This is a genomic window from Edaphobacter sp. HDX4 (genome assembly GCF_036877565.1).
Taxonomy (GTDB): domain Bacteria; phylum Acidobacteriota; class Terriglobia; order Terriglobales; family Acidobacteriaceae; genus Edaphobacter.
On record NZ_JAEDXW010000002.1, the window covers coordinates 13,801 to 35,924 of the forward strand.

At 55.1% G+C, this 22,124-nt stretch carries 15 protein-coding genes and 1 tRNA gene; 5 read left to right on the forward strand and 11 right to left on the reverse strand.

The annotated features are described in order from the left end of the window. Nucleotides 1-43 precede the first annotated feature (43 nt). The 6 genes from JAO29_RS02600 to JAO29_RS02625 all read right to left on the reverse strand — a co-directional run bounded on the left by JAO29_RS02600 (nt 44) and on the right by JAO29_RS02625 (nt 7,458). Nucleotides 44-1,150, reverse strand: a complete 1,107-nt coding sequence (locus JAO29_RS02600) for a transaldolase family protein (RefSeq protein WP_334266620.1) — start codon at nt 1,148-1,150, stop codon at nt 44-46. Between the two features lie 61 nt (nt 1,151-1,211). Continuing rightward, a complete protein-coding gene (locus JAO29_RS02605; protein ID WP_334266621.1) occupies nt 1,212-2,243 on the reverse strand; it encodes a zinc-dependent alcohol dehydrogenase in 1,032 nt (343 codons plus the stop codon). A gap of 64 nt (nt 2,244-2,307) precedes the next feature. After that, entirely contained in the window at nt 2,308-3,786 is a 1,479-nt protein-coding gene (locus JAO29_RS02610; protein ID WP_334266622.1) for a CoA-acylating methylmalonate-semialdehyde dehydrogenase, read from the reverse strand. Nucleotides 3,787-4,056: 270 nt separating this feature from the next. Continuing rightward, a complete protein-coding gene (locus JAO29_RS02615) occupies nt 4,057-5,208 on the reverse strand; it encodes a Xaa-Pro peptidase family protein (RefSeq protein ID WP_334266623.1) in 1,152 nt (383 codons plus the stop codon). Nucleotides 5,209-5,271: 63 nt separating this feature from the next. Next, entirely contained in the window at nt 5,272-6,129 is an 858-nt protein-coding gene (locus tag JAO29_RS02620) for an SDR family oxidoreductase (protein ID WP_334266624.1), read from the reverse strand. Between the two features lie 366 nt (nt 6,130-6,495). Further along, the gene (locus tag JAO29_RS02625; RefSeq protein ID WP_334266625.1) at nt 6,496-7,458 is read right to left on the reverse strand and encodes a hypothetical protein; all 963 of its coding nucleotides are present in this window, start codon (nt 7,456-7,458) and stop codon (nt 6,496-6,498) included. A 44-nt stretch (nt 7,459-7,502) separates the two neighbouring features. On the opposite strand from JAO29_RS02625, the gene JAO29_RS02630 reads away from it, so the two are divergent. Next, nucleotides 7,503-7,796: a hypothetical protein gene (locus JAO29_RS02630; protein WP_334266626.1), complete on the forward strand. Its 294-nt coding sequence runs from the start codon at nt 7,503-7,505 to the stop codon at nt 7,794-7,796. A gap of 478 nt (nt 7,797-8,274) precedes the next feature. Here JAO29_RS02630 and JAO29_RS02635 read toward each other — a convergent pair whose 3' ends face one another. From JAO29_RS02635 to JAO29_RS02645, 3 genes are all read right to left on the reverse strand, one after another. After that, nucleotides 8,275-9,042, reverse strand: coding sequence for a DUF4352 domain-containing protein (locus tag JAO29_RS02635; protein WP_334266627.1), 768 nt, complete (start codon nt 9,040-9,042; stop codon nt 8,275-8,277). A 955-nt stretch (nt 9,043-9,997) separates the two neighbouring features. Further along, nucleotides 9,998-10,062: transfer RNA gene (locus JAO29_RS02640), tRNA-Phe, on the reverse strand. 329 nt (nt 10,063-10,391) lie between these two features. Then, complete coding sequence (locus JAO29_RS02645) at nt 10,392-12,140, reverse strand: winged helix-turn-helix domain-containing tetratricopeptide repeat protein (RefSeq protein WP_334266628.1); 1,749 nt, start codon at nt 12,138-12,140, stop codon at nt 10,392-10,394. 258 nt (nt 12,141-12,398) lie between these two features. Here JAO29_RS02645 and JAO29_RS02650 point away from each other — a divergent pair, with 258 nt between their 5' ends. Then, nucleotides 12,399-12,989 (forward strand): hypothetical protein, encoded by a 591-nt coding sequence (locus tag JAO29_RS02650; protein WP_334266629.1) that lies wholly within the window; start codon nt 12,399-12,401, stop codon nt 12,987-12,989. Between the two features lie 85 nt (nt 12,990-13,074). Here the strand turns inward: JAO29_RS02650 and JAO29_RS02655 are convergent, their stop codons facing one another. Continuing rightward, nucleotides 13,075-13,572 (reverse strand): DUF47 domain-containing protein, encoded by a 498-nt coding sequence (locus tag JAO29_RS02655; RefSeq protein WP_334266630.1) that lies wholly within the window; start codon nt 13,570-13,572, stop codon nt 13,075-13,077. On the opposite strand from JAO29_RS02655, the gene JAO29_RS02660 reads away from it, so the two are divergent. Beyond that, nucleotides 13,573-14,199 carry a site-specific integrase gene (locus JAO29_RS02660; RefSeq protein WP_334266631.1) on the forward strand — a complete coding sequence of 209 codons (627 nt, stop codon included), beginning with the start codon at nt 13,573-13,575 and terminating at the stop codon, nt 14,197-14,199. It begins immediately after the preceding gene. A 772-nt stretch (nt 14,200-14,971) separates the two neighbouring features. On the opposite strand, the gene JAO29_RS02665 is transcribed toward JAO29_RS02660, so the two are convergent. Next, nucleotides 14,972-15,919: a sortase domain-containing protein gene (locus JAO29_RS02665; RefSeq protein WP_334266632.1), complete on the reverse strand. Its 948-nt coding sequence runs from the start codon at nt 15,917-15,919 to the stop codon at nt 14,972-14,974. A gap of 531 nt (nt 15,920-16,450) precedes the next feature. On the opposite strand from JAO29_RS02665, the gene JAO29_RS02670 reads away from it, so the two are divergent. Next, a complete protein-coding gene (locus JAO29_RS02670) occupies nt 16,451-18,601 on the forward strand; it encodes a PAS domain S-box protein (RefSeq protein ID WP_334266633.1) in 2,151 nt (716 codons plus the stop codon). A gap of 316 nt (nt 18,602-18,917) precedes the next feature. After that, entirely contained in the window at nt 18,918-22,112 is a 3,195-nt protein-coding gene (locus JAO29_RS02675) for a hypothetical protein (protein ID WP_334266634.1), read from the forward strand. Nucleotides 22,113-22,124 lie beyond the last annotated feature (12 nt).

Sequence of the window (22,124 nt, forward strand, 5' to 3'; positions counted from 1 at the left end):
TGCCGGAGACAGCCCTATAGAGAACAGGGAACAGCAAGATGGCTTAAAGCAACGCATCGGGGTTCGGCAGCATGATGTCGCGAACCCGGACAGCCAATTCCTGACCTGCCTCAAGAAATTGACGTACAGTGCGCATGGTAGGACCGAAGCTATCGAACTCACTGGCGGCGAGACCGCCATCATTGAATGCGCGACCAAAATCCTCGAGCTTTTTGAGCAGAACCTCGACAATCTCGGGATCGACAGGCTTGTCTATACGAGGGATCACGGGGACGTCGCTGGAATTGAACCGAACCTGCCACTTATAAGGCGGAGAGATGACAACATCACCGCCGATGAATTCGCTCCAATGCATATGATTGCGGAAGGCAGCTGACAACAGTCTTATTCGATATTTACGTTCTTGGAAGAGTTCGTAAGCTTTCTTAAAGACCGCCACACCAGCCCACTCAAGAGATCCGGGGTCCAGAGTGATGTTCTTTTTTTCAGCGACAACCTTTAGCCAGTCGTCCAGACGGCCGACCATAATGGTGCAGACCGGGCCCATGGTAGAGATGTCCTTCCCCTGTTTCTCTCGTCGAGACAGTCCACGCTCGACCGCCTCAGCTACGGCGATGCATTGGGGAAGTGTGAAACAGGCAGTAGCGTTAATCGTGACACCCGCATAGGTTGTCTCCTCGATAGCCGAGATTCCTGCCTCCGTGACCGGGATCTTCACGATCATGTTGGGGCCGAGTGTGTCGAAGTGCAAAGCTTGTTCTACAAGCGCCTTGGGATCACGATAGAAACGCGGATCGGTCTGAATGGAAAGGCGGCCATTCTTGCCTTTGTACTTTTCAAAAATAGGCAGCAACAGCTTCGCGCGAGTGGCTGAGATGTCCTCAACAAGTTTCCACCCAATCTGGTCTTCAGTCGCCGTAGGCATCTCGACTGCTAGCTTCCTTATGTGATCATTCCACAGGTGGGGCTCACGCTTCAGTGCTTCGAGTACGATTACTGGATTACACGTCGCTCCAACCGCTCCATGCTCAATGGAATATGTAAGCTCATTGAGTGTCGCGGAATCATTCCACAAAACGGTAGAGGTTCTCTGCGTCATCTCATGCAGAGGACTCTTGTAGGCAACAGGTGTTTCAGTAGCGCTGCTCATTATTGTCCTTTTCGAAACTAAGTCGAGTTACGTAGCGAGCATAGGAATGGGGGTGCAGGTACTATTCTGGATACATCAGCACCTTTAAGGCCTTCTTTGTTATACAGAGCTCGAATGCAAGCTCCCAATCGGAGATTGGGAGCTTGACGCTGATCATCTCTCTGAGGCTGATCTCGCCGGTGGCATAGATCTTCATCATGCGATCCCAGGTATTGGCTGTGTAGCAGACGGAGCCCGACATGGTGAGTTGCTTATAGAAGATGTTGTCGATAGGGAACTGAATCTCTTGGCCACAGATCGCCACCTGAACATGCTGACCCTGCGGGCGCAACGATTCGAGACAGCCCTTCACTGAGCCCGCGACACCTGCGCATTCGAAGGCGACGTCGACTCCTTCGCCCTTCGTGTATTCGTTGATTGCATCCTGCAGCCTCTCGCTGCGCAGATTGACGATTTGCGCAGCCCCGAAGCGTTTCGCAGCATCGAGGCGATCGTCATCACCGGGCGCGCCTACAACGATAGTCTTAATGCCTTGCGCTACCAGGAGTTTCAGGCAGAGCAGGCCTATAGGTCCAGGGCCAGAGATAAGCACCGTATCACCAGCCCTGACCCGGGAAATCTCCGTTACAGCTTGTACGGCGGCGGCGAAAGGCTCGCTCATTGCCGCCTCCTCAAGCGTGAAGTTCTCCGGAATACGGAACAGCTGATCGGGCCGCAATAGGACATAACGGGTAAACGCACCATTCACGCCATGTCCCATGCCTCGGCGATTGGAACAGAAGATGAAGTAGCCAGACCTGCAGTATCTGCACTGGCCGCACGTTACAGCCGTCGCGCCCAAACCCGCGATTCGTTCACCGATCTGAACGTCTTTAACATCCTTCCCAACTTCAACCACTGTTCCAGCAAATTCATGTCCGAGGGTTACGGGAGGGAAATTGCGGAAGGTGTCATGCAACACATGAATATCGGTGCCACATACACCGCAAAAGGCGATCTCTACCTTGACGTTGCGATCGCCACAAGTGGGTTCGGCGACATCTCTTATGCCGACATTGCCTTCACCTGATGCGTATTTCACTAGAGCTTTCATTCGCAGGTTTTTATCAACCTTCCGGAAGTGTTCGAGCCGAAATCAGCACTCCTGACACTAACTCCTAAAATTTCCGAGACCATTCCTTCGGCCAACGCTCGATAACGACTTTCTTATCGGTATAGAAGTCGATAGCGTCGTGGCCCTGGCCATGTTGGACTCCAAGAAAGCTGTCCTTCCAGCCGCTGAACGGAAAGTACGCCATGGGGGCCGCTACCCCAATGTTGACCCCAATGTTTCCGGCCGCGACTTCGTATCGGAATTTGCGTGCATAATTGCCGTTCGATGTGAAGATCGACGCAGCGTTCCCGAATCTGCTTTTCGAGAGAATCGCAATTGCTTCGTCGAGGTCAGAGGCCGACTTCATCGAGAGTACCGGTCCGAAGATTTCGGTATCGGTAAGTTTGCTGCTGCTCTCGATGTCGCTGAGGATGGTCGGATCGAGAAACGAACTCGGCTCGCTTGAGCTCTCGTTACGCCGGCCGTCGAGAACGAGTTTGCCGCTCCCCTCCAGACCCGTATGGATAAGACTCTCAATACGTTCCCTGCTGGCGGGAGAAATGACGGGGCCCATCTGAACTCCTGCGTCAAGTCCATTGCCAACCTTTAGGCTTGATGCAAGTTCGGAAATTTTGTCGGTAAAGGGCTTAGCGGCTTCACCTACCGTGATCGCGACGGAGACGGCAAGGCAGCGCTGGCCGGCGCAGCCGAAGGCGCTGTCACTGACAATTCTCGCGGACATATCAATATCCGCATCGGGCATAACGACGACGTGATTTTTGGCCCCCCCTTGGCACTGCACACGTTTACCGTTCGCAGAACCTTCCGCAAAGACATATCGTGCGACTGGGGTAGAACCGACGAAACTTACCGCCCTCACGTCAGGATGGTGAAGGAGAGCATCCACGGCAGGCTTGCCGCCCACGACCATACCAACGACACCCTCGGGGATTCCGGTCTCCTGAAGAAGACTGATCAGAAAACGGGCAGTGAGCGGAACGCGTTCTGATGGTTTGAGGATGAACGTATTCCCGCATGCAATTGCATAGGGGAGAAACCACAGAGGAATCATCGCCGGGAAGTTGAACGGAGTGATCGCCGCGGTGACTCCCAATGGCTGGCGTATCATCATCTCGTCAATGCCGCTTGCGACATCTTCGAGGTTGTAGCCCTGCATCATGACGGGAACACCGCAGGCTACTTCGATATTTTCAATACCGCGCTGCAGTTCCGCACGAGCCTCAGCAAGGGTCTTTCCATTTTCCTGAGTAGTGATCTGCGCGATCTCACTCGCATGCGCTTCAAGCAACGTTTTGAATCTGAAGAGAAACTGAATGCGACTTTGGGGCGGGGTACGGCGCCAATCGGGAAAGGCTTTCGTGGCTGCTTTTACTGCTTCGTCCACATCCTGTTCGATTGCGCCGGTGAACTGCGCGAGGACACTCATGGTTGCCGGATTGAAAACCTCAAGTGTTTCGGTAGCTCTTCCCGGCGTCCATTTACCGCTTACAAAATTCAGCGGCTCCAGTTGACCAACAGACATTTATTCCATCCTTGAGAATCCATTTCGATCAATTCATAGACACAGAAGCCTGGGTACGGTTTATTCAAATCGCGTCTAGTTCTTCCGGGAACTAATTTCAAAGGACTTGACAAGAGTGAATATAGTGAGACGTCAAACTGTTGGCAAGGGTTCTTTAGCTCTATCAAGTCCCGATCCGACATTTTCTGCTTTCATTTTCTGATGGGAACTTTTTCGACAAAAGGCCCCTCTCGATTGCCTCTAAAAAAGACGCGAAGGGTCTCATGAGGGTCAAACCAGAGATTTTTGATACGGACCTAAAACTCTGGCACCCGTGGAGGTGACCAGGACGTCATCCTCAATACGCATGCCTCCAAAGGATCTGTCGTAGATTCCGGGCTCTACGGAAGTCAGCATACCCACTTCCAATACGTCTTGAGATTGTGGCCCAAGGATTGGCGAGGATTCGTGATACCCGAAGCCGAGACCGTGACCTGTGATGTGGGGGAAGAAGCTTCCGTAACCGGCAGACCGGATTGCGGAGCGCGCAGCTTGGTCTACCTCTGAGGCGGCTACGCCGGGCCTGATCTTCGCGATCGCGGCTTCCTGCGCGTGGACGACCCCAGCGAAGAAATCCCGTTGCGCCTCGCTCGGTTTGCCCGCGATCCGAACACGGGTACGATCGGCCCAAAAGCCATCGGCCACCAGACCCAGCTCAAGCAATGCGATTTCTCCGGGCTGCATCTGGCGTTTCGTCGAAATGATGTTAGGCCGATACGCGACGGCTGTCTCTTCTGTCCCCACGGTGACCTGGGCATAGGCACGCACGCGCACGGCCCCGCGGTATCCGGTACCGCGGACCATGACTTGATGCTCCACTTCCGCCGCCAGCTCTACCCCTGTCTTGCCAACATCGACCGCATTCTGAAAGGCTTCCAGCCCGATCGCCGATATCTCGCTGGCGATCTCAAGGCGAGAGATTTCAAAATCTGTTTTGGTACGACGCTGCTTCTTCAGAAGACCGGATACATCAGTGATTTCCGCAGAAGAAAAGGCAGAGCGCAACAGTGAGACAGTCGCGCCGGCGGGAACGAGAGATTCGGCGCTGTTCCACGAAGGGGCTATCGCCTCGAAGTCCGCCTCATAGCCGATCTTCCGCCATGATGACGCGTTCGTGAGGCTGCTCGCGATCTTTCGCACGGCGTCATTTGGCGGAGGTGAATCCGTGAGGCCGTACGGGAAAAAGATAGGCTCGGTAGAACGTAGAGCAGAGAGCGCCTCGTTCCGATAGCAGTCAGGAATGATACAGACGGACTCTCCGCTAAGAGGAAACACCAGAAACGCTGCGCCAATCATCGGCCAGAATCCACTAAGCAGAAGAACATTCTCTGGCAGTCGAAGAACGAGCGCGTCGAGCTGCGCTGCCTCCATTGCCACTCGCATCCTGTGTAGCCGTTCCTGATCTGGCAACTGAGTTTACCTTTCCTTTCAAGTCGAAACAATCTATCATCCGGCCCCGATGAAACCTGGATAGAGCGTCATGCCGCCGTCGACATAAACGGTTGTACCTTGCACATAGTCTGACTCGTCCGATGCGAGCCATACGGCTAGTCGCGATACGTCTTCAGGTTCTCCAATGCGCTTGGATGGAATCAAGTTAAGGAGCGTCGATTGGAACTGCTCAGGTGTTGTGAGCTTTTCGACATTCATGGGGGTCCGTATCGCTCCGGGAGAGATCGAGTTGACACGGATGCGAAGGTGAGCAACCTCTTGCGCGAGGCTTTTCATGAAAAGCATGAGGCCTCCCTTCGCAGCGGCGTAATTTGCATGTCCTTCCCAGGGAATGATGTCATGAACGGAGCTGATGAAGATAAGTTTTCCGCAGGCGTAGGATATCGACCGGTCGATGCCCTGCCGTTTGAATGCCCGGATGGATTCGCGGGCACACAGAAACATTCCGGTGAGATTGACGTTGATGACCTCCTGCCATTGATGGAGCGTCATCTCATCCACCCGCGCGTTCAGTTGAATCGCGGCATTCGGAACACATATGTCCAATCTTCCGAAAGTGTCAAACATGTGTTGAAACATGGCCTGCACTTCATCTTCGTGGGAGACATTTGCTTTGAACATTGTCGCGCGTCTGCCAATGCCTTCGATGATCCTTACGGTCTCCTCTGCACCCGCAAGATCAGTGCTGTAATTGACGAGAACGTCTGCACCGGCACGCGCAAAACCGATCGCCATTGCCTGACCTAGACCTTTGCTCGAGCCGGTTACAAGAGCGTTTTGACCGACGAGCACTTGGTGTATCGGTGCTGGCGGCATCTCATTCGGTGGTGTGTAGCCATTGGTTGAGCTCATCAGCAACCTTTCAAGTACGATGCGATCTTGCGTGATAGCGACAATGGGGCAAATACAGACCCCTGGAAGTGTAGCCACAGAGCGACGTAGTATCCGGCCCAAGCATTGACGACGATATCGGCAGAAATAGAAATCCGTTCCCGAATGAAAATAGTTCCACGGAAGCAATGCGAAATAGTATCTCAAGAATGCAGAAGAGGAAAGTGCAATCTCACACGGTTTGCCGATCTCTACTCTAAAGATCGATTGCCCTTTCATTCAGCAGCTCTGCGAATCGAGTCGGAGCTATTCGCTTGTGAAATCTATCATTGCGATGCGTCATAAACTCCAGGTGGAGGTGTCTGCTCCGGGTTGCTCGCAAACGAGCTAGGTTGGACTCGATGGCGCGGCGATCAGCCGTTCAAGGCGCTCTCGAACCAGCGCGATCTGCGTATTTGCTTCGGTAATCTGGGTATCTAAATCTCGGAGCATTTGTGCATTTTCAGCATGGTTGCGAATAGATCGGACAGCTTCATCTGGCAATGCTATTGCCTCCAGAGGAGCACCCTGCTTCCGTTCGACCAAGGCTTGCACCAACTCGTACGCCATCTGCCAGCTATTCGCAAGCGCAACCGTATCGAGAGCGAACTCCGGCGTTGGTATGAACTCTTGCCAGAATTGTTTCCGCTCCTGCGCCACCCTCACACTTCGCTCGAAAGCCGCTCGCCCGTCCCCTCCATGCTGCCGCTCCAAGAAGCGCAGAAGCTCTGCAATCTCGCTCTTTAACCGCCCATATTCTTCGCTGAAATACCCACGATAGGACTCAATTACCGGAGAGGTGTTTAGGGGTTGCGCACAGAAGGGACAATCACTCCGTTCCGTCTCCGACACGAATCCCATTCCTGTCGCGATCCACTGTTCGCCACCAGGGTCAATCGTGGAGATGTGCTCCTGTACCCGCGCAAGTGCGCCCATCTCCAGAGCGGCCAGATTATTGGCTAAGATTACCTCGATCCGTTCAATGTCTATCTCAGGCAAACGGAACGAATCAAACGTCGCTGTCGTCCGTATGGTTTCTGACTGACGATTCGCGGCGAGAAGTCTTTCCTCTGCGAGGATCGCGTCATCTATATCAACCCGGTCGGGAAGATTGCAGAAATCGTCAACTGTGAGTCCATTACGTTCCGTCGCCGGAATCGCGTTAGAGGCGTTCCTAATTCTTCCGTTGACGTTTTCGATAGCCTCGACCGCAGCGGTAACACGGGAATGCAGTGCCACACCTTGCGCGCCCAGAATCAGCTCATGCAGATTCTGCCGGTGTTCGGAAGCTACATCTAGGCCGGAGCACACATTTTCATCCACAAATTGGTCGTCGAAGATTTCGATTTGCGGGTATGTGCGGTTCCAAGCACCGTTCTGAAACATGGCCGCTGGTGGGCCGCCAGCGCAATCGATCGCTACGTGAGGAGGATTTGCAGCGGAAAGGCAAGCCAGAGACCTTCGACTTCCTCGGCTTCACGCATATCAGCGGGAAGAACGGGAATGGGTCTTATGCTGTGCGGCGCATCACGATCCGCAAACGCATGCGAAAGAAGCTGCAGGAAGGTCAAGCAGCAACTACGGATGCGCATGCACGATCCCGTGCCACAGACAGGCGCTCCGACGGTGAAAGTTTGGTTGTCATCTAATCTCCTCATCTGATTTAGGGGCTTTTCAACCGCCGCTAAGGGCTAATTCCCAGGCGGAGCCGGTTTACCGGGCAAAACCCAGTAAAAAAAAGCACGTTCTACAGGAGGGATTTCGTAGTTAGTTTTTTCTTCCACTTCGATTTTTACCGGGATCATCCGCTACTGATCGGAATCCAGGTAGATCAAACGAAGTGGAATACCGGACCCCATTAGTAGGAGCAACCAGCTCCCAGAAGAGGTCCAAATGATCCATGATGACCCCGCAGCTTACCGTGCTCGCGCCTATCGCGGGCTTTAACCGTAACTTCTTCTGCAAGAAAGCGTCGATCAAAGGCGCGGCAGCGCGGCGAGTAACTCGCTCTCTGAGGGTCGCAGGATCATTTGTCGCACGCCGAGTTTTGCGCTGCCCTGGAAAGGGCGATCAAGGATGAGATGGTGGCGGGGCAGGTGCGCCAGTGAGCGCCACGCTGCCTTGGCCTCAGTTCTGGGGCTGCGCGGGATCTGCTGGTGGCTGTTGCGGTTGCTGATCCGTCTCGACACGTTGCTGTGGAGATATCCCTTCGGTCCCGGCAGGCGCGTTCGGAGTAGTCGGCGGATCGCCCACCTGTTCGGCTTGTGATCCGGTCTGCGGCTGGCTCTGTACCGGCTCGGGCACAGGCTCCGACTTAACCGGCTCCATATCCGAGGCTACAACGCGCAGCGGCATAGAGGCCTCAGAACCAGTCATGCCACCTCGGAACTGAAGCGTGAGATTCCTCAAATCGAGGGTTGGGGGCACATCAAACACGATGATGCCGACCTTGGTAATGCCCGGGTTCAGACTGGCCAGGAAGAGATTCATTCCCGCGGGAACACTCATACTCTTAGACGATGAGCTGTACTCTACCCCATCTGGGGATAAGAGCTTGAACAGATTGTTGTCCATAGTTATGGCGTCGCGCTGATAGTTCGTGACCGCCACTTTGACCACAATGAATTTTCCGTCCGGACGCTCCATGCTGTAGCCGGTCGACAGGAATGGTGCATCACCGAAACCCAAGATAGCAGCACCGACATTACTCACTGTCTTACCGGTATATCTCTTGTCCGCTACCTCAACCGTGTACGGCGAGTCGGCCTTCGTCTCCGTCGCCTCGGTCGAACCTGCTGACGAATCAGAGGATGATGCGTTCGACATCATACCAAAAACGACTATCCCGAAACCCAAGCAGGCAACGAAACCCACAACAGCTAAGATGTTCTTCATTTTTCTCGCGATCTCCACTGGAAACCGCCATAGCTTACCTCAGCATCCCTAGGAGCGGAATCCCCCAATTAGGGCGGCCAGAGTCAATTACGGCCAGGTTTGGGGGTAGTGGATGTCTATGCTGCCGTTGTAGGGGGTCTGGAGACATCCATCGGCCCTCCCGATAAGCCATGAGCGTTATAACAGGCGTCGTGTGCCTGGCACGCCACGTCTAAGAATTCACCGTCGGTCCTGCTCCGCCAAGACCACAGTAAAAGGAGGTCATGCTGTTGATGACTTTTTGGCACGTCGGCGCTGAAACCATACCCCCAAAAAGTACCACCAGGCGGTTCCGACTATACCCCACAACGAAAGTCCAAACGCTAGCTTATGATCCCAGATCGCTGAAAAACCAATTACAGACACCGGAAAATCAGCAAAAAATAGAACTATGAATCCCCAACGGGCGGGCCCATCAAGGATGGGCTGTGGTTGGACGAAAGCGGTCAGCCATGTAAGCGCGAAGAGTACAGCGTGCAGTACAGGGGCAAACCATCGAGATTGAACTGAGCTTCTAATCACTTTCCATATGAACCTTCGACGTACGACAGCAATGAGGTCACATCAAGGGATTCCGCAGAACGTTGTCCTCTACTTAGAGGAAGTAGTTCCCATGAAGAACGGACCGGCCTCTCCTCGTTTTCACTCATCCATCCTCCAATCGCTGCGCAACCTAGGAGGCCGATATCTCAAATGCAAACGACCTCTTCGTTCATTTGTTGCGGCTGGCGTCGGAGAATAAGCGAATTACTATCTTGCTCATTGTAGAGATCTTAGGTTCGATCCCTTGTGCCTACCCGAAATCAGCGGGAACGATATGGGAACAACTGTTTAGATTCAGTGGGCGATCGAGCTGAGTAGGAAAAGAGAGGACATTCGTCGCGATCTTTAGTGTGCCTAAGTTATTGATTCTGAATGGTGGCCAGAGACGGGATCGAACCGCCGACGCCGGCCTTTTCAGGGCTTCCTACCAATGGACCTAAATGGCTTGGAATCAGCGGACGCGATTGATACGAAAGACGTTAGAACATCGTCGATTTAGGATGGTTTGAGAGCATTTGGGATGGTTTCGTCCTCAGGTTGTTCCCGTATTGTTCCCTCCAACGTGGAGGCGAGGCAAGCGCCGTTATTCCTGGTGGAGAACTTCATATCTCGAGAATTCGATCCGGGAGATCGTCTTGATGAACCCGCTCCTTTGGTGAGCCTCCACGCCTGTTCTGCTGTTGGAGACCTGCGCAAAGCTAGCTGGGGAGGCAGTCGCGCCGGCTACTTGCGGATTGGGTCCGATCACTGCTTGATTTCGGCGTTACTCAAGAATTACCCCAAGAATTTGAAATACTCCGCAATACTCTATGAAACCGAGGTTCACTTCGCAAAGGCGCGAATGTTGGATCGACAGGGAGATACGGCATCCAACCGGACCGCTCTATATACGCTCTTTCCAGACAATCAAGCGCATGCTCGTATTCTTGTAGTCCCACGTGAATCGCACCGAGTTCATACGCCGCTACGTAGCGGCTCTTCGATAATTCCTTTAATGTACCGAGTACGTGAACTGCCTTGTCCCTATCACCGGCAGCTGCGTATGCGTGTCCGAGCGCGGACAGCATGAATGTACTTCCCGAAAGCTGATATGACTTCTCCAGTGCCTTGACGGCATCGCGGGTACCTCCAAGCTGTTCGAGAGCGAGACCCCTGAAATAATGAGCTTTGTGAAAGTTCGGCTCCATTTCGAGGAGCTTGTTCGATTCTTCGAGTTCCTCCTGATAATGTCCCCCCATGTGGTAGTGCCATGCGAGGTGCGAATTGATAAGCAGGTCGAAAGGATCGAGTTCGATAATGCGAAGGCTGTGTTCCAGCGACTCTTTCATCCTTCCCCTGGCGACCAGCAGATGAGAGTACCAGTGGTGAGCGTGGGAGTAATTGGGGTTCAGATCAATGGCTCGCTTGAATGCGGCCTCGGCGCTGCCCCAGTCCCACTCATAGTGGAAGTGACAATAACCACGAGAAGTGTGCGCTTCGGCCAGATTGGAATCGAGTTGGAGTGCCCGATTGGCGGCGGCCTTGCCCCGTTCCAACGCGATCGCCGGCTCCAGAACGCCGGCTTCCCATGCGCCTAACGTGTTGTAGCAGTCGGCAAGCCCAACGTGGGCCAGAGTGAAGGCGGGGTCGAGTGCAACCGCCTCATTGAACAGCTCAATTGCTTTTTCAACATAACCCGCTCCCGGGCGCTTCGCCCAGAGGTATCGTCCTCGCAAGTAAAGACGGTACGCCTCGGGATTATCAGTCGACCGATGAGATACGCTGCGTGGCACCCCAGTGCGCTGCTTGGATCCCAGGCGATCACGCAAAGCCAAGGCGATTGTCGATGAAAGCAGCGGAAGCTCCTGGATGAGTGGCTGATAGCTGGCTCCCCAAAGGCGCAAACCTTGAGTCGTGCTGATAAGCTCAGCTCGCACCAGCACATGATCGCCAGCGGGATGCACACTTCCAATCACTACTGCCTGTACACCGAGTTCGCGCCCTGCTTCCTGCGGGTCACGCCCTTTGAATCGGTAGGCCGAATTGCGAGCGATTACTTTCGCGATCCCGCGAATCTCAGAAACAGCGTCAATCAGAGCTTCGGTCATGCCTTCACACAGATAATCCAGGTCCGAGCTATCTGAATCGCTCGTGAAAGGCAGAATTGCAACGGAAATGATGCGCCTGTTGTTGGTATTCGTTCCGTTCTCGAGCGAAATAAATCGGTAACCGACCCGCGGCACGGTTTCAATGTAGCTATTGTTGCCTTTGGCCCCCGGAGGTCTGCCCAGCACGACTCGCAGTTTACGGACCGCAGCGCTCAATCCATTATCGAAATCGATGAACACATCGGGCGGCCAAATCTGTGTTCTTAACTGATCTCGCGTCAACGCCTCGCCACGATGTTCGAGGAACGTCGTCAGGAGCCGAAAGACCTGGTTCTGCAGCCGGACTGGCCGGTTATTCCTGCGAAGTTCGCCGGCGCGAAGGTCGACCTCATACTGATCGAATCTGATAATTCCTTCAATCTCCGGCACGTCTTCCCCCTCGGAGTCCCAAGATTATGCCACAAAAACTTCAAACCTGGCAGATGTATAGGAGTTTCAGCAAGTTAGCTGAACAGAATCCGATAAGAAACTGGTAAACCTTCGTCTATGGCTCAATTCCGCGTGCGTGAGCCATGATCGACCCCAGTTTGTCAGCGTCCTCGCTCCACGCCAAAGACTTCAATCGTTGAAGAACTGCAGGCTGTGGGCAGTATGCGCTGTCCGAAAGCAAGAGGATGGAGGTTTCTTGTGAAAAATAAGGCTTTCCTGCTGTCTACGCAACTTGCGGTCATGGTCCTGGCGCTAAGCAGTGTGTTGGTTGCTGAGGGTCCGCGCTCCACCACACTCAAGGGAACTATCAACGACTACAACCCCTTCGCGATGGGAGGGTACGAGATTCGCGGAACGTGGTCGCTCGAGGTCTACCCTAATTTCGATGTCGTTGATTTTAGTGCGGCACTGAACATGGAGCATTCCGACCTTTGGATGATCGCCAACAAAACGACCGACACGACCCTACGTGACCAACATACGCATCACTTCACCATGAGGGACGCCCGCGTGATCTCTGATCCTAACTACGTGGCAGAGAACTGTCCTACCGCCCACTTCGCCGTTGCCGCCACGACAACCGGTTTTGTCGTTGTCGGGATGGCGAGCACTACCGGGAATGGGGGCAACGCGCCGTTTGCACCCGACGGCGAGAAGTCCCAGCTCATGGTCTGCATCACCGGATCAGATAAGGTGCCGTTCTCAAATATCACGCTGATGTTTGCCCCAGGCTCAAAAGCGAGCAATCACTTCGGAACGGTTCCGATTAACGGCGTTGTCCGGCACTAGCCTCGGGACAGTCTTACAAATCCAGCTCTCGCCTAGTTGCGCCAAAAACCGAACCACAATATCGGATCGTGAGAGCACGAAGAGATCATGGCGGTGAGGTCAAACTCTGTGGAGGGGTGGGGATCAAAGCGCTTTCAAGGCGCTCATCTCCCCTCTCTGTAAAGAACCGCGTCGTAAAGCCCGGCAACAGTTCCGCAAAGCTGCATCTGTTCGCACCCTCGCGACCATTCTGATCAGAATACCAGTAGGAAAGTTCCATAGCTCCTGAGACGCCATCCGATCCCGGCTTTAGATCTTTGAGCTTTTTCTGGTGACGAAGACCGTGAATGATTCGATTAAGCTCGCCGGCGATAGTAGAAAGGTTCTTTGCCTGCCCGGTTAGCGTAGGGTGCAAGTCCTTTAGTTGATAGAGCCGAAGGCGCTGCGAGAGTTCCGCAACTCGATCGACGACACCATACATTTCGTTGATCAGGCCAAGAATGTCTTCTCGATCGAGCGGAGTGATGAAGGCTTGATCAAGCCGCAGGAGCGATTCTCCATAGACCTTACGTGCCGAAAGCCGTGTCTGCTCAATATCGCTCAATTGACCGTCAAAATTCGGAAAGCTGGTGACAGCGGCTTCGAACTGGCCTGCTGTGCTGACTACACCATCCGGGAGTTGCTCAAGTTCAATCTGACCATTCGCAGAATGAGGCTGGTTGTGCTGATCGCGTTGACGACGGGCATGAGGGCATCCGAGATATTTGGGCTTCAGTGGAGTGACGTTATGTACGGGGAAGGTCTATTGGCAGTGCGGGCGAAGCTGAAGGGCGGCAAGATGCGGTACGTCCCGATGACACCCACGCTGGCGATGGCGTTGAAATCGGTTGGTGAGGAAGACGGGCCGCTATTCCCGCTTCGGGCTAAAGCCGTTGGAAAGCGCCGAAGGCTGGAAGGCAGTTTCGAAGACTTGCTGAAGAGGGCAAAGATTCGGGATTTCCGCTTCCACGACTTGCGCCATACCTTCGCATCCTGGTACATGATGAACGGCGGCGATCTCTACGAGCTTGCCAAGATTCTCGGTCACTCGAATATCAAGATGACGGAACGCTACGCAAAACTCGGTCGGAAGCATCTCGCCAAGACCGGGAATACAGCTAACGGAATGTGGAAGCTTCTGCAAGCTCCAAATGACAACGTTAGGGTCGATAGCGAATCCGTTGCCGCCTAGCGATGTTCCAGCATGGTTCCACAGACTGAAACTTCAACTCTCGGGTTGCCGCTAAGTTGTTAAAAAAGTGGTGGCCAGAGACGGGATCGAACCGCCGCCGCCGGCCTTTTCAGGGCTGGCCTAGTGCGCGAACCAACACTATGGAAGCGGCTGCAAACCGGATTCGTTCTTAGAAGCGCTTTTTAGTGCGGCCAAACCATCCCGGATTGATGCCGACGTCCAATGACTCCCGTGCCAGACAAGCTGGGCTGAATCCTCACGATTCAGCCCGTGCCCACTGGTTAGAAGTTGATGCCAATTTGATGCCAAATATAGCCCGGAATGCCGATCTTTATCGGCTACGCCGACTCATAATCCCTTTAGAACGCGCAGCAGTCCACTTTCAGCACACCTTCACACGGTCGAGGTCGGACGAGTTACGCGAACAAGTGAAAGACCAGCCACTCTCGCGGAATCCGCGACAAACAGGGAACTAGGAGCCCACGCAATCCGTTCTGTCCACGACCAGGTATCCAGAAGCGGTTGGGGATGAGCCTTCGGTCCAAACCCGAGACTCCTCTCGTCTCAAAACTTCACCAAATTCTTCACCAAATTGTGCGCCAAAAAGGCTCCAAATTGTCCTTTCGGCTCCGTCTATTCCATTGAAAGTAAAGGTGCTCCGAGCCTGACGACCCGCCTGTTAACCGAAGGGTTGTAGGTTCGAGTCCTACCTCAGGAGCCATATAAATCAATCACATATAAATCTCCCTTCCAAGAACTTCGTCAAACTTCGTCAAATTACCAGCGGAGCCTGAGGATTCCCCTCGAGCACGAGCTGCTTCTTGATGTTCCTGCCCTTCAGTCCCATACTCTCCACCTCAGGCGACCAGCCATCAAGCACTGCTATGGCATGAGAGTTGACGGCACGCATCACGCTTTCCTCGACCACCTGCACGTAGACATTACCTGTCGTCGTGATGCTGGCGTGACGGAGAGCGCCTTGAGTGTCCTTCAACGTTCCATAGTGCTGAAGATTGGTTCCCAGAGAACGCCGCATCACCTGGAAGGTGACCAGGCGATCCGGGATCCCCAGCTCGCGCGAGCTCGGACGGATTCGCCATCGGAGGAAGTTCTTTCCCCAGCGGGGCACCGCCTGTCCCTTCCGCTTGCCGCGTCCGAAGGTAGGGAACATGAGTGCCTCGGGCGATGGATCTGGACAGAGCCTCTTCCATGCCTCGATGACGGGGCGGACCGGTTCGGGGAGCGGGATCGGTGCTCTGCTCGCCTTCGACTTGAGACGTCCCTGATGGAACTGCCCCTCATACGCGGTGCCATAGGGAACAAGCGAGATCCCTGTCCAAGACTTCCACTGCAAACCCGTCGCCTCGCTGGCGCGTGGTCCGCTGAGGATGCCGACAAGCATCAGGGAGAGATCGTGCAAATCCGTAATGGTGCCGAGCAGAGACAGGATCTGCTGCAGTTCTTTGCGTCTTCGCGGGTCAGGATGCGGCGGTAAGGAACCGGGATTCAGTTCCAGTTCGCGAACTATGTACCGCTGCGGTGCACTGTCATCGAAGTAGAAGGGGTAACAGGTAACAAGGGTCAATGAGGATACCGCACCGGATTCCAGTACGCTCACATTGCTTGGATCTACGATCTGAATCTTGTCGATGGCAAAACTCAGTGTTTGGTCTGGAAGTACCAGATCGACAGTGTCCCCGTTCCCGTGGGAAGGCGACATCCCGATGCTTTGCGCTAGAGACCAAGCGGATTCGCCCTGAGGAGGTGCGGTTTGGGCGGAGGGAGTTGATGATTGCGCCACCGCTTGCGGAGTCAAACAAGAGAGTACAAGACCGATTGCGAGGTATTTCATTGTTCCCAACCTCCTTCTTTCCATTGCAAAACGGCTTATCTGCTTCTTGGATTGTTCGGAAGACTCCTGATCTAACTCTTTTTTGAAGTCCTGACGAGCTTCCTGGGTGAAAGCGGGTCCGGTTGCGAATAATCTCGCAAAGACAAGGAATTGCGCCATGGTTCTCATCACGGGAACTTACCTCATCGTTGCTCTCAGAAGTTCCCTAGGCAGGCTTCAAAGCAATTTCGTTCTTAGAAAATACCCAAGCTCACCTGCCAACCCCAATTGCTTTTGTGCGCTCGCAACATAGCCATAAGAGCGTTGATTCCGCCAACATCTTGCCATGGTGGCTCGATCCCACTTAAGAAGGGGGTCCGTAGCCTCTTCCCGCGCGTAAACTGTGTTCTGAGGTCTCCAATGGACACAGAGGTACTTGGCATATCGACTGAGAGCGATGATCCAGTAATGCCGCCGGAGGCGAGCGCTACCCAGTCCAGCGGGCATATCGTCCAATTCTACGAAACCGATGATGCTCTTACCCAGGGATTGAGCCGGTTCATCAGCTCTGCTTTGGGCGCTGGTCTCCCTGCCATTGTGATTGCGACTAAACCGCACCGGGATGCCCTAATCGTTCACCTTCAGGAACAAGGCATAGATACTCATCTCGCAGTGCAGCAAGGAAGGTTTGTTTCGCTTGATGCGAGCGAATCTCTCTCGCGGTTCATGGTCGCGGGTGAGCCGGATCCAGTGCTGTTCAGAAAAGTGATCGGGACGCTCATCGGAGAAGCTTCCGTAGTAGCCGAACGGCATGGAGGCAAACTTGCTGCCTTCGGGGAGATGGTATCTGTTCTTTGGGCCGAAGGAAATCATTCGGCTGCCCTCGCTCTTGAGAGGCTATGGAACGAACTGGCTAAAATACATCGCTTTCAGCTGCAGTGCGCCTACCCGATGCACCTGTTCTCTGAGCACCAGGACGGCGAGAGGATGGCAGAAGTCTGCGCCGAGCACTCGTATGTTATCCCCACGGAGCGATATACCTCCGTGGAGACTGAGGATCAACGGCTCCGCACCATCCTCTTCCTTCAGCAGAAAGCTCAGGCACTGGAACTTGAGGTCGCTCGGCGAGAGAGGCTGCAAGCGGAACTGCAGGAGCGTGAAGCTGAACTTCGTGACTACGTTGAAAACGCGCTTATTGGGATGCATTGGGTCTCTGCAACGGGCGAAATTCTCTGGGCGAACAAGGCGGAGCTGCAACTCCTCGGCTACGAGTATGACGAATATGTCGGTCGTCAGATTTCAGAGTTCCATGCCGACGCTGCGGTCATAGAAGACATCCTTTCTCGGCTAAGTAGGTGCGAGGAGCTGGTGGGATATGAGGCGCGTCTGCAATGCAAGGACGGTTCGATTCGGAACGTTCGCATCGATTCCAATGTCTATGTGCGCGACGGAAAGTTTGTTCACACTCGCTGCTTTACGACGGACATCACGGAACAGAAGCAGGCGGAGAAAGCGATGGCTAGCCTCGCAGCGATCGTTGAATCGTCTGACGACGCGATCGTCAGTAAGGATCTGAATGGAATCGTCACAAGCTGGAATCGCGGGGCCGAACGCATTTTGGGATATTCGGCCGACGAGATCATCGGAAAGTCGATCACAACTATTATCCCGTTGGAACTCCAGGAGGATGAACCGCAGATCCTGGACAAGGTCCGCCGGGGCGAGCGCATCGAGCATTTCGAAACCGTACGAATGCACAAAAACGGAGATCGACTCGACGTGTCGCTCACCATCTCTCCGGTGCGAAATCGGCACGGAAAAATTATTGGTGCTGCCAAGATTCTGCGAGATGTGACGGAACAGAAGAGGCTGATCGCAGCGCTACACACGAGCGAGCGACTGGCCTCCGTGGGGAGATTGGCCGCTACGATCGCACATGAGATCAACAATCCGCTCGAATCGATCACCAACTTGATCTATCTCGGCAAAAAGCACCCTGAAGTTCCCCAGGAGGTTCGGTCCTACCTGGAATCTGCCGAGCAGGAGCTACGCCGCGCGGCCCACATTGCGCAGCAGACGCTAGGCTTCCAACGTGCTACCTCCAACGCGAGTTGGATAAATGTCGCCGAGGTGGTCGAGACGATTGTTGCGATCTACGAGCGCAAGTTTTCATACAAGAACGTCCGCATCGAACGACAGATTCAACCTGATTTGAAGATTTTTACGTGGGCTGGCGAATTCAAGCAGATACTCTCAAATCTCATTTCGAATGCGCTCGATGCTTCTCGCGAAGGTGGCAGGTTGATCATTCGCGCCCGTGTAGTTACTCAGGTACGGATTGGGGCGCTTGTCGCTCGTATCTCAATCGCGGATGATGGAACCGGTATCTCTAAGGAGAACCAGGCGAAGATCTTTGACCCATTCTTTACGACCAAAGAGCTCGTCGGGACTGGTCTGGGCCTCTGGATCACAAAGTCATTGATAGAGAAACGTGGCGGCACGATGCAGGTCCGTAGTCGTGACTTCCAGCCGTCGGGGACGGTAATGAGCTTCCGGCTTCCAGAACGGTAGCTGGTGCGAAAGCACCCAAGCACTGACTAGAGGAGCAGCTCGATGCCAGCCTTCGGTCTTTACCTTTTATCTCGCATGGTGAGATGTCATCTTCGATCAGAAGTTCTGTTTCGCGATCATGGCGAAGCGAAGGGTCTGGGCTCCCAGCGCGGATGAACTGTCTTTTGATAATTTCCCGAACTCGGATGGTGAAACGCGATCGCGTGCCGGCAGGGAAGTCTCGTGATCTTTCACGATTCTTTATAGTATTTTCCCGGCTGACAGGCGGCGCGCATTCTGAAACAGCACGTCGGCTGAAGAAGCTCGTTGGAGATCTATGAAGCGCATCCTGGCAGTCCTTGCGATCCTCGGTACTCTGTTTTTTCCGTTCGCTCTTCCGGCTCGCAACCTTGGCTCGCCTCAGTCGGCCATCGGCATTCCTTATGAAGCAAAGCAGGACGGTCTGCTCACGCTGGTGATTGAAGATCAGCAGGGAAACCGGATCAAGAACCTGGTTGCGGATTATCGTGTCCGCCGGGGTCATAACACGATTCCATGGGATGGAAGTTCTCTCGACGGCGTCGCCGCTGCTGGCCGCTATCGCGTTCGCGGCCTCTTTCATGAGCGGATTGTTCCGCGCCTTCAGTATTCGATCTACTCTCCCGGAACGCCTCCCTGGCCTACGGCTGACGGTGCGGGCGCGTGGCTTGCCGATCATACTGCGCCGGCTTCGGCGCTTTTTCTGCCGGAGGGAAGCGCGTGGCCCACGCATTCGACCGCGCCGCAGATTCTGCTGGGAGCGCAGGCGGCTGAGGCGGGGCACGCTTTGATGTGGACGGATCTAAAGGGCCGCAAGCTGGATGGAATCAAGATTCGGGGCTGGAACGGTGGCATTGCGCTGGCGCGGGACATCGGTCGTGACCGCAACCCTGACCATATCGCCTACACGGTCTATGTCGTCAATCCGAGCCGTGACTTTGGCAAGACTGACCCTGGCGCGCTGCAGGTCTTGGCGATCACGAAGACGGGGCTTGCGCCCCTGGCGAAGGTGGTGGGTGGTATTCAGATGCACGACGCCTTCCGCGAGCTGGTTGGCCTCTCCGCGTGCAATGGCCTGCTTCTGCTTTCGAACCCTGGGGCTGACGAGATCGTCGCTTTCGATGTCCGCCACGGCGCGGAGGCTCCTTTTGCGAGGATTAAGCTCTCTCATGTTGGAGCGCTCGCCTTCGAGCCGGACGGCCATCTGCTGGTCACGACCGAGGGGGCTATCACGCGCTTCACCGTGAGCCATGACTGGCACACGCTCTCGCTAACCGATCCGAAGGTGGTGGTTCCTGCTTCGTCGCTTGAAGCTCCCAAGCAGATCATAGAATCCGATGGCGAGATCTATGTCACCGACTGGGGAAGCAGCCATCAGGTCAAGGTTTTTTCCGCAGCTAGCGGTAGGATGCTGCGCGTCATCGGGCGTCCGGGAGGTCCACAGATCGGAGCGTACGATGAGCGGCGCATGGCTCATCCGCTGGGGATGGCCGTCGACTCGAACGGTGTTCTGTGGGTCGCGGAGGAGGACTATCTTCCGAAGCGCATCAGCCGGTGGGAGGCGAAGACCGGACGCTTCCTCAACGCGTGGTATGGTCCCACGCAGTACGGCGGCGGCGGTTTCGCTGATCCGCACGATCTTTATCGCGCGTATTATCCCTCGATTGGGAATCCCGGGAGCATGGGGCTGCTCGAGTTTCGTGTCAATCCTGCGACCGGTCACGAGCGCCTTACTGCGGTGCGGTATCGCTTTCCCGATCCGCTCAACGACGCGATCAGTTATGGCGGTTATTCGCCTAAGCCGATCTTCTTTCCCCAAGATATGATTCCCGCTGGCTCGCATGGCGGAATCACGCCGGCGCAGACCTTTTATCGCAACGGCCATCAGTACTTCACCGATTCCTACAATACGTATTGGTATAACCAGACCACGGTCACAACGCTCTGGATTCTCGAGGATGGCGTGTGCCGGCCTATCGCCAGCGCGGGCTGGGTGGGAGCGATGGGAGGCCCGCATCACTGGGTTGCGCTGGACCAGCCGGAGGTCCGGCGACGCATCCCGGCTGGCGATCCGGACCAGACTTTCTTTCTCTGGACCGATCGTAACCATGATCACGCGGTGCAAGCGGAAGAGATCGAGTTTACCCGGCCTGCGGTGCCCGGCTCCGCGGGAGTTGTCTTTCAGCCCGATCTCTCGGTGATCAGCGGAGGACCCTATCATTTGCCGGAGGACTCGGTGGATGCTGCGGGTGTTCCCTCCTATGATCTGAGGAAGCTCGCTCTGGTCTCTCATACGCCTGCGGTGGGAGAGGTTGCGCTCAGCCCAGATGGATGGTTTCTCGTGGACATGAGTGGATATAAGGGTGGCCGTCTTCGCTGGAGGATGCCTGCACGCTCCTCCTCTGTTCCGCCCACGGGCCCGGGGGAGATTCAGGATCCGAAGAGGATGCTTGGTTATCCTGTGCGCCCGGCGCATGGGGAGGCGGGGTATCTGGTCGCGCGCTACTCCTACATGGGTGAGATCTATGTCTACACCGTCGACGGCCTGCTGGTCGCTACGCTTGGCGGGGATACGCGCATGTCACCCTTCTGGCCCTATCCCAAGGAAACTCCCGGCATGGCGATCACGAACCTCAGCTTCGACGCCGAGCAGTTCTGGCCCTTCATGTTCGGTGAAGATGATGGGAACGTCTACCTTGCCGTAGGCAAGTGGCACACCTCCATCGTGCGTTTGGACGGCCTCGATACTGTTCAGCGCGTCGATCTCGGAAGCATCGATGTCAGCAGCTCGCAGCTGGCTCAGGCAGCGCCGCTTCGCGCGCAATCCCTCTCCCTCGAGAGACGGAAGGCGGAGATCGAGGTTCATCATCTCGCTGCAATCCCGAAGGCCGGGGCGGAGGCGTGGCCCAAAGCGGATTGGGCGGTGATCGACAAGAGCTCTTCCTTCCAGCTTGGCACCGATGGCAAAAATCTTGTCGTGGCGTATCGCTCTAGCCATCCCGATCTGTTGCGCAACTCCGGGGCTGAGTTTCCCTTTGCGTTTACGCAGGGCGGCGGCCTGGACCTGATGCTGCGCTCGACTGGATCCAGCGACGATCGCCACGCCTGCATCGGCGACGAGCGTCTCTTCGTGACGCGCCGTGACGGCAGGCTGCTCGCCGTGCTCTACCACCAGAAGGCCGCAGGGCCGGGCAACCGTGTTACTTTTTCCTCGCCTGTTGGGGAGGTCATCTTTGACGATGTCGAGGACGTCAGCGACCGCGTCACGCTCTCCGCTGACGGAGGCTTTTACCAGTTCACCGTTCCGCTGTCTCTGCTTGGGATCGATGCATCGTCCGGAAAACAATATCGCGGCGATGTCGGCCTTGTTCTCAGCGACGGTACGCGCGCGCAGGCTCGCGTTTACTGGCACAATAAAGCCGATGCCATGACGGCTGACGTTCCCAGCGAAGCCAGTCTCAACCCCAGCCAGTGGGGGCTGTTCCGCTTCTGAGCGCAGACCTTC

Excerpts from the sequence above, each read along its gene's own strand:
- JAO29_RS02600 (WP_334266620.1), bottom strand. The coding sequence starts at position 1,150 with ATGAGCAGCGCTACTGAAACACCTGTTGCCTACAAGAGTCCTCTGCAT.
- JAO29_RS02605 (WP_334266621.1), bottom strand. The coding sequence starts at position 2,243 with ATGAAAGCTCTAGTGAAATACGCATCAGGTGAAGGCAATGTCGGCATA.
- JAO29_RS02610 (WP_334266622.1), bottom strand. The coding sequence starts at position 3,786 with ATGTCTGTTGGTCAACTGGAGCCGCTGAATTTTGTAAGCGGTAAATGG.
- JAO29_RS02615 (WP_334266623.1), bottom strand. The coding sequence starts at position 5,208 with ATGCGAGTGGCAATGGAGGCAGCGCAGCTCGACGCGCTCGTTCTTCGA.
- JAO29_RS02620 (WP_334266624.1), bottom strand. The coding sequence starts at position 6,129 with ATGAGCTCAACCAATGGCTACACACCACCGAATGAGATGCCGCCAGCA.
- JAO29_RS02630 (WP_334266626.1), top strand. The coding sequence starts at position 7,503 with ATGTGCGGTTCCAAGCACCGTTCTGAAACATGGCCGCTGGTGGGCCGC.
- JAO29_RS02635 (WP_334266627.1), bottom strand. The coding sequence starts at position 9,042 with ATGAAGAACATCTTAGCTGTTGTGGGTTTCGTTGCCTGCTTGGGTTTC.
- JAO29_RS02665 (WP_334266632.1), bottom strand. The coding sequence starts at position 15,919 with ATGTCGCCTTCCCACGGGAACGGGGACACTGTCGATCTGGTACTTCCA.
- JAO29_RS02670 (WP_334266633.1), top strand. The coding sequence starts at position 16,451 with ATGGACACAGAGGTACTTGGCATATCGACTGAGAGCGATGATCCAGTA.
- JAO29_RS02675 (WP_334266634.1), top strand. The coding sequence starts at position 18,918 with ATGAAGCGCATCCTGGCAGTCCTTGCGATCCTCGGTACTCTGTTTTTT.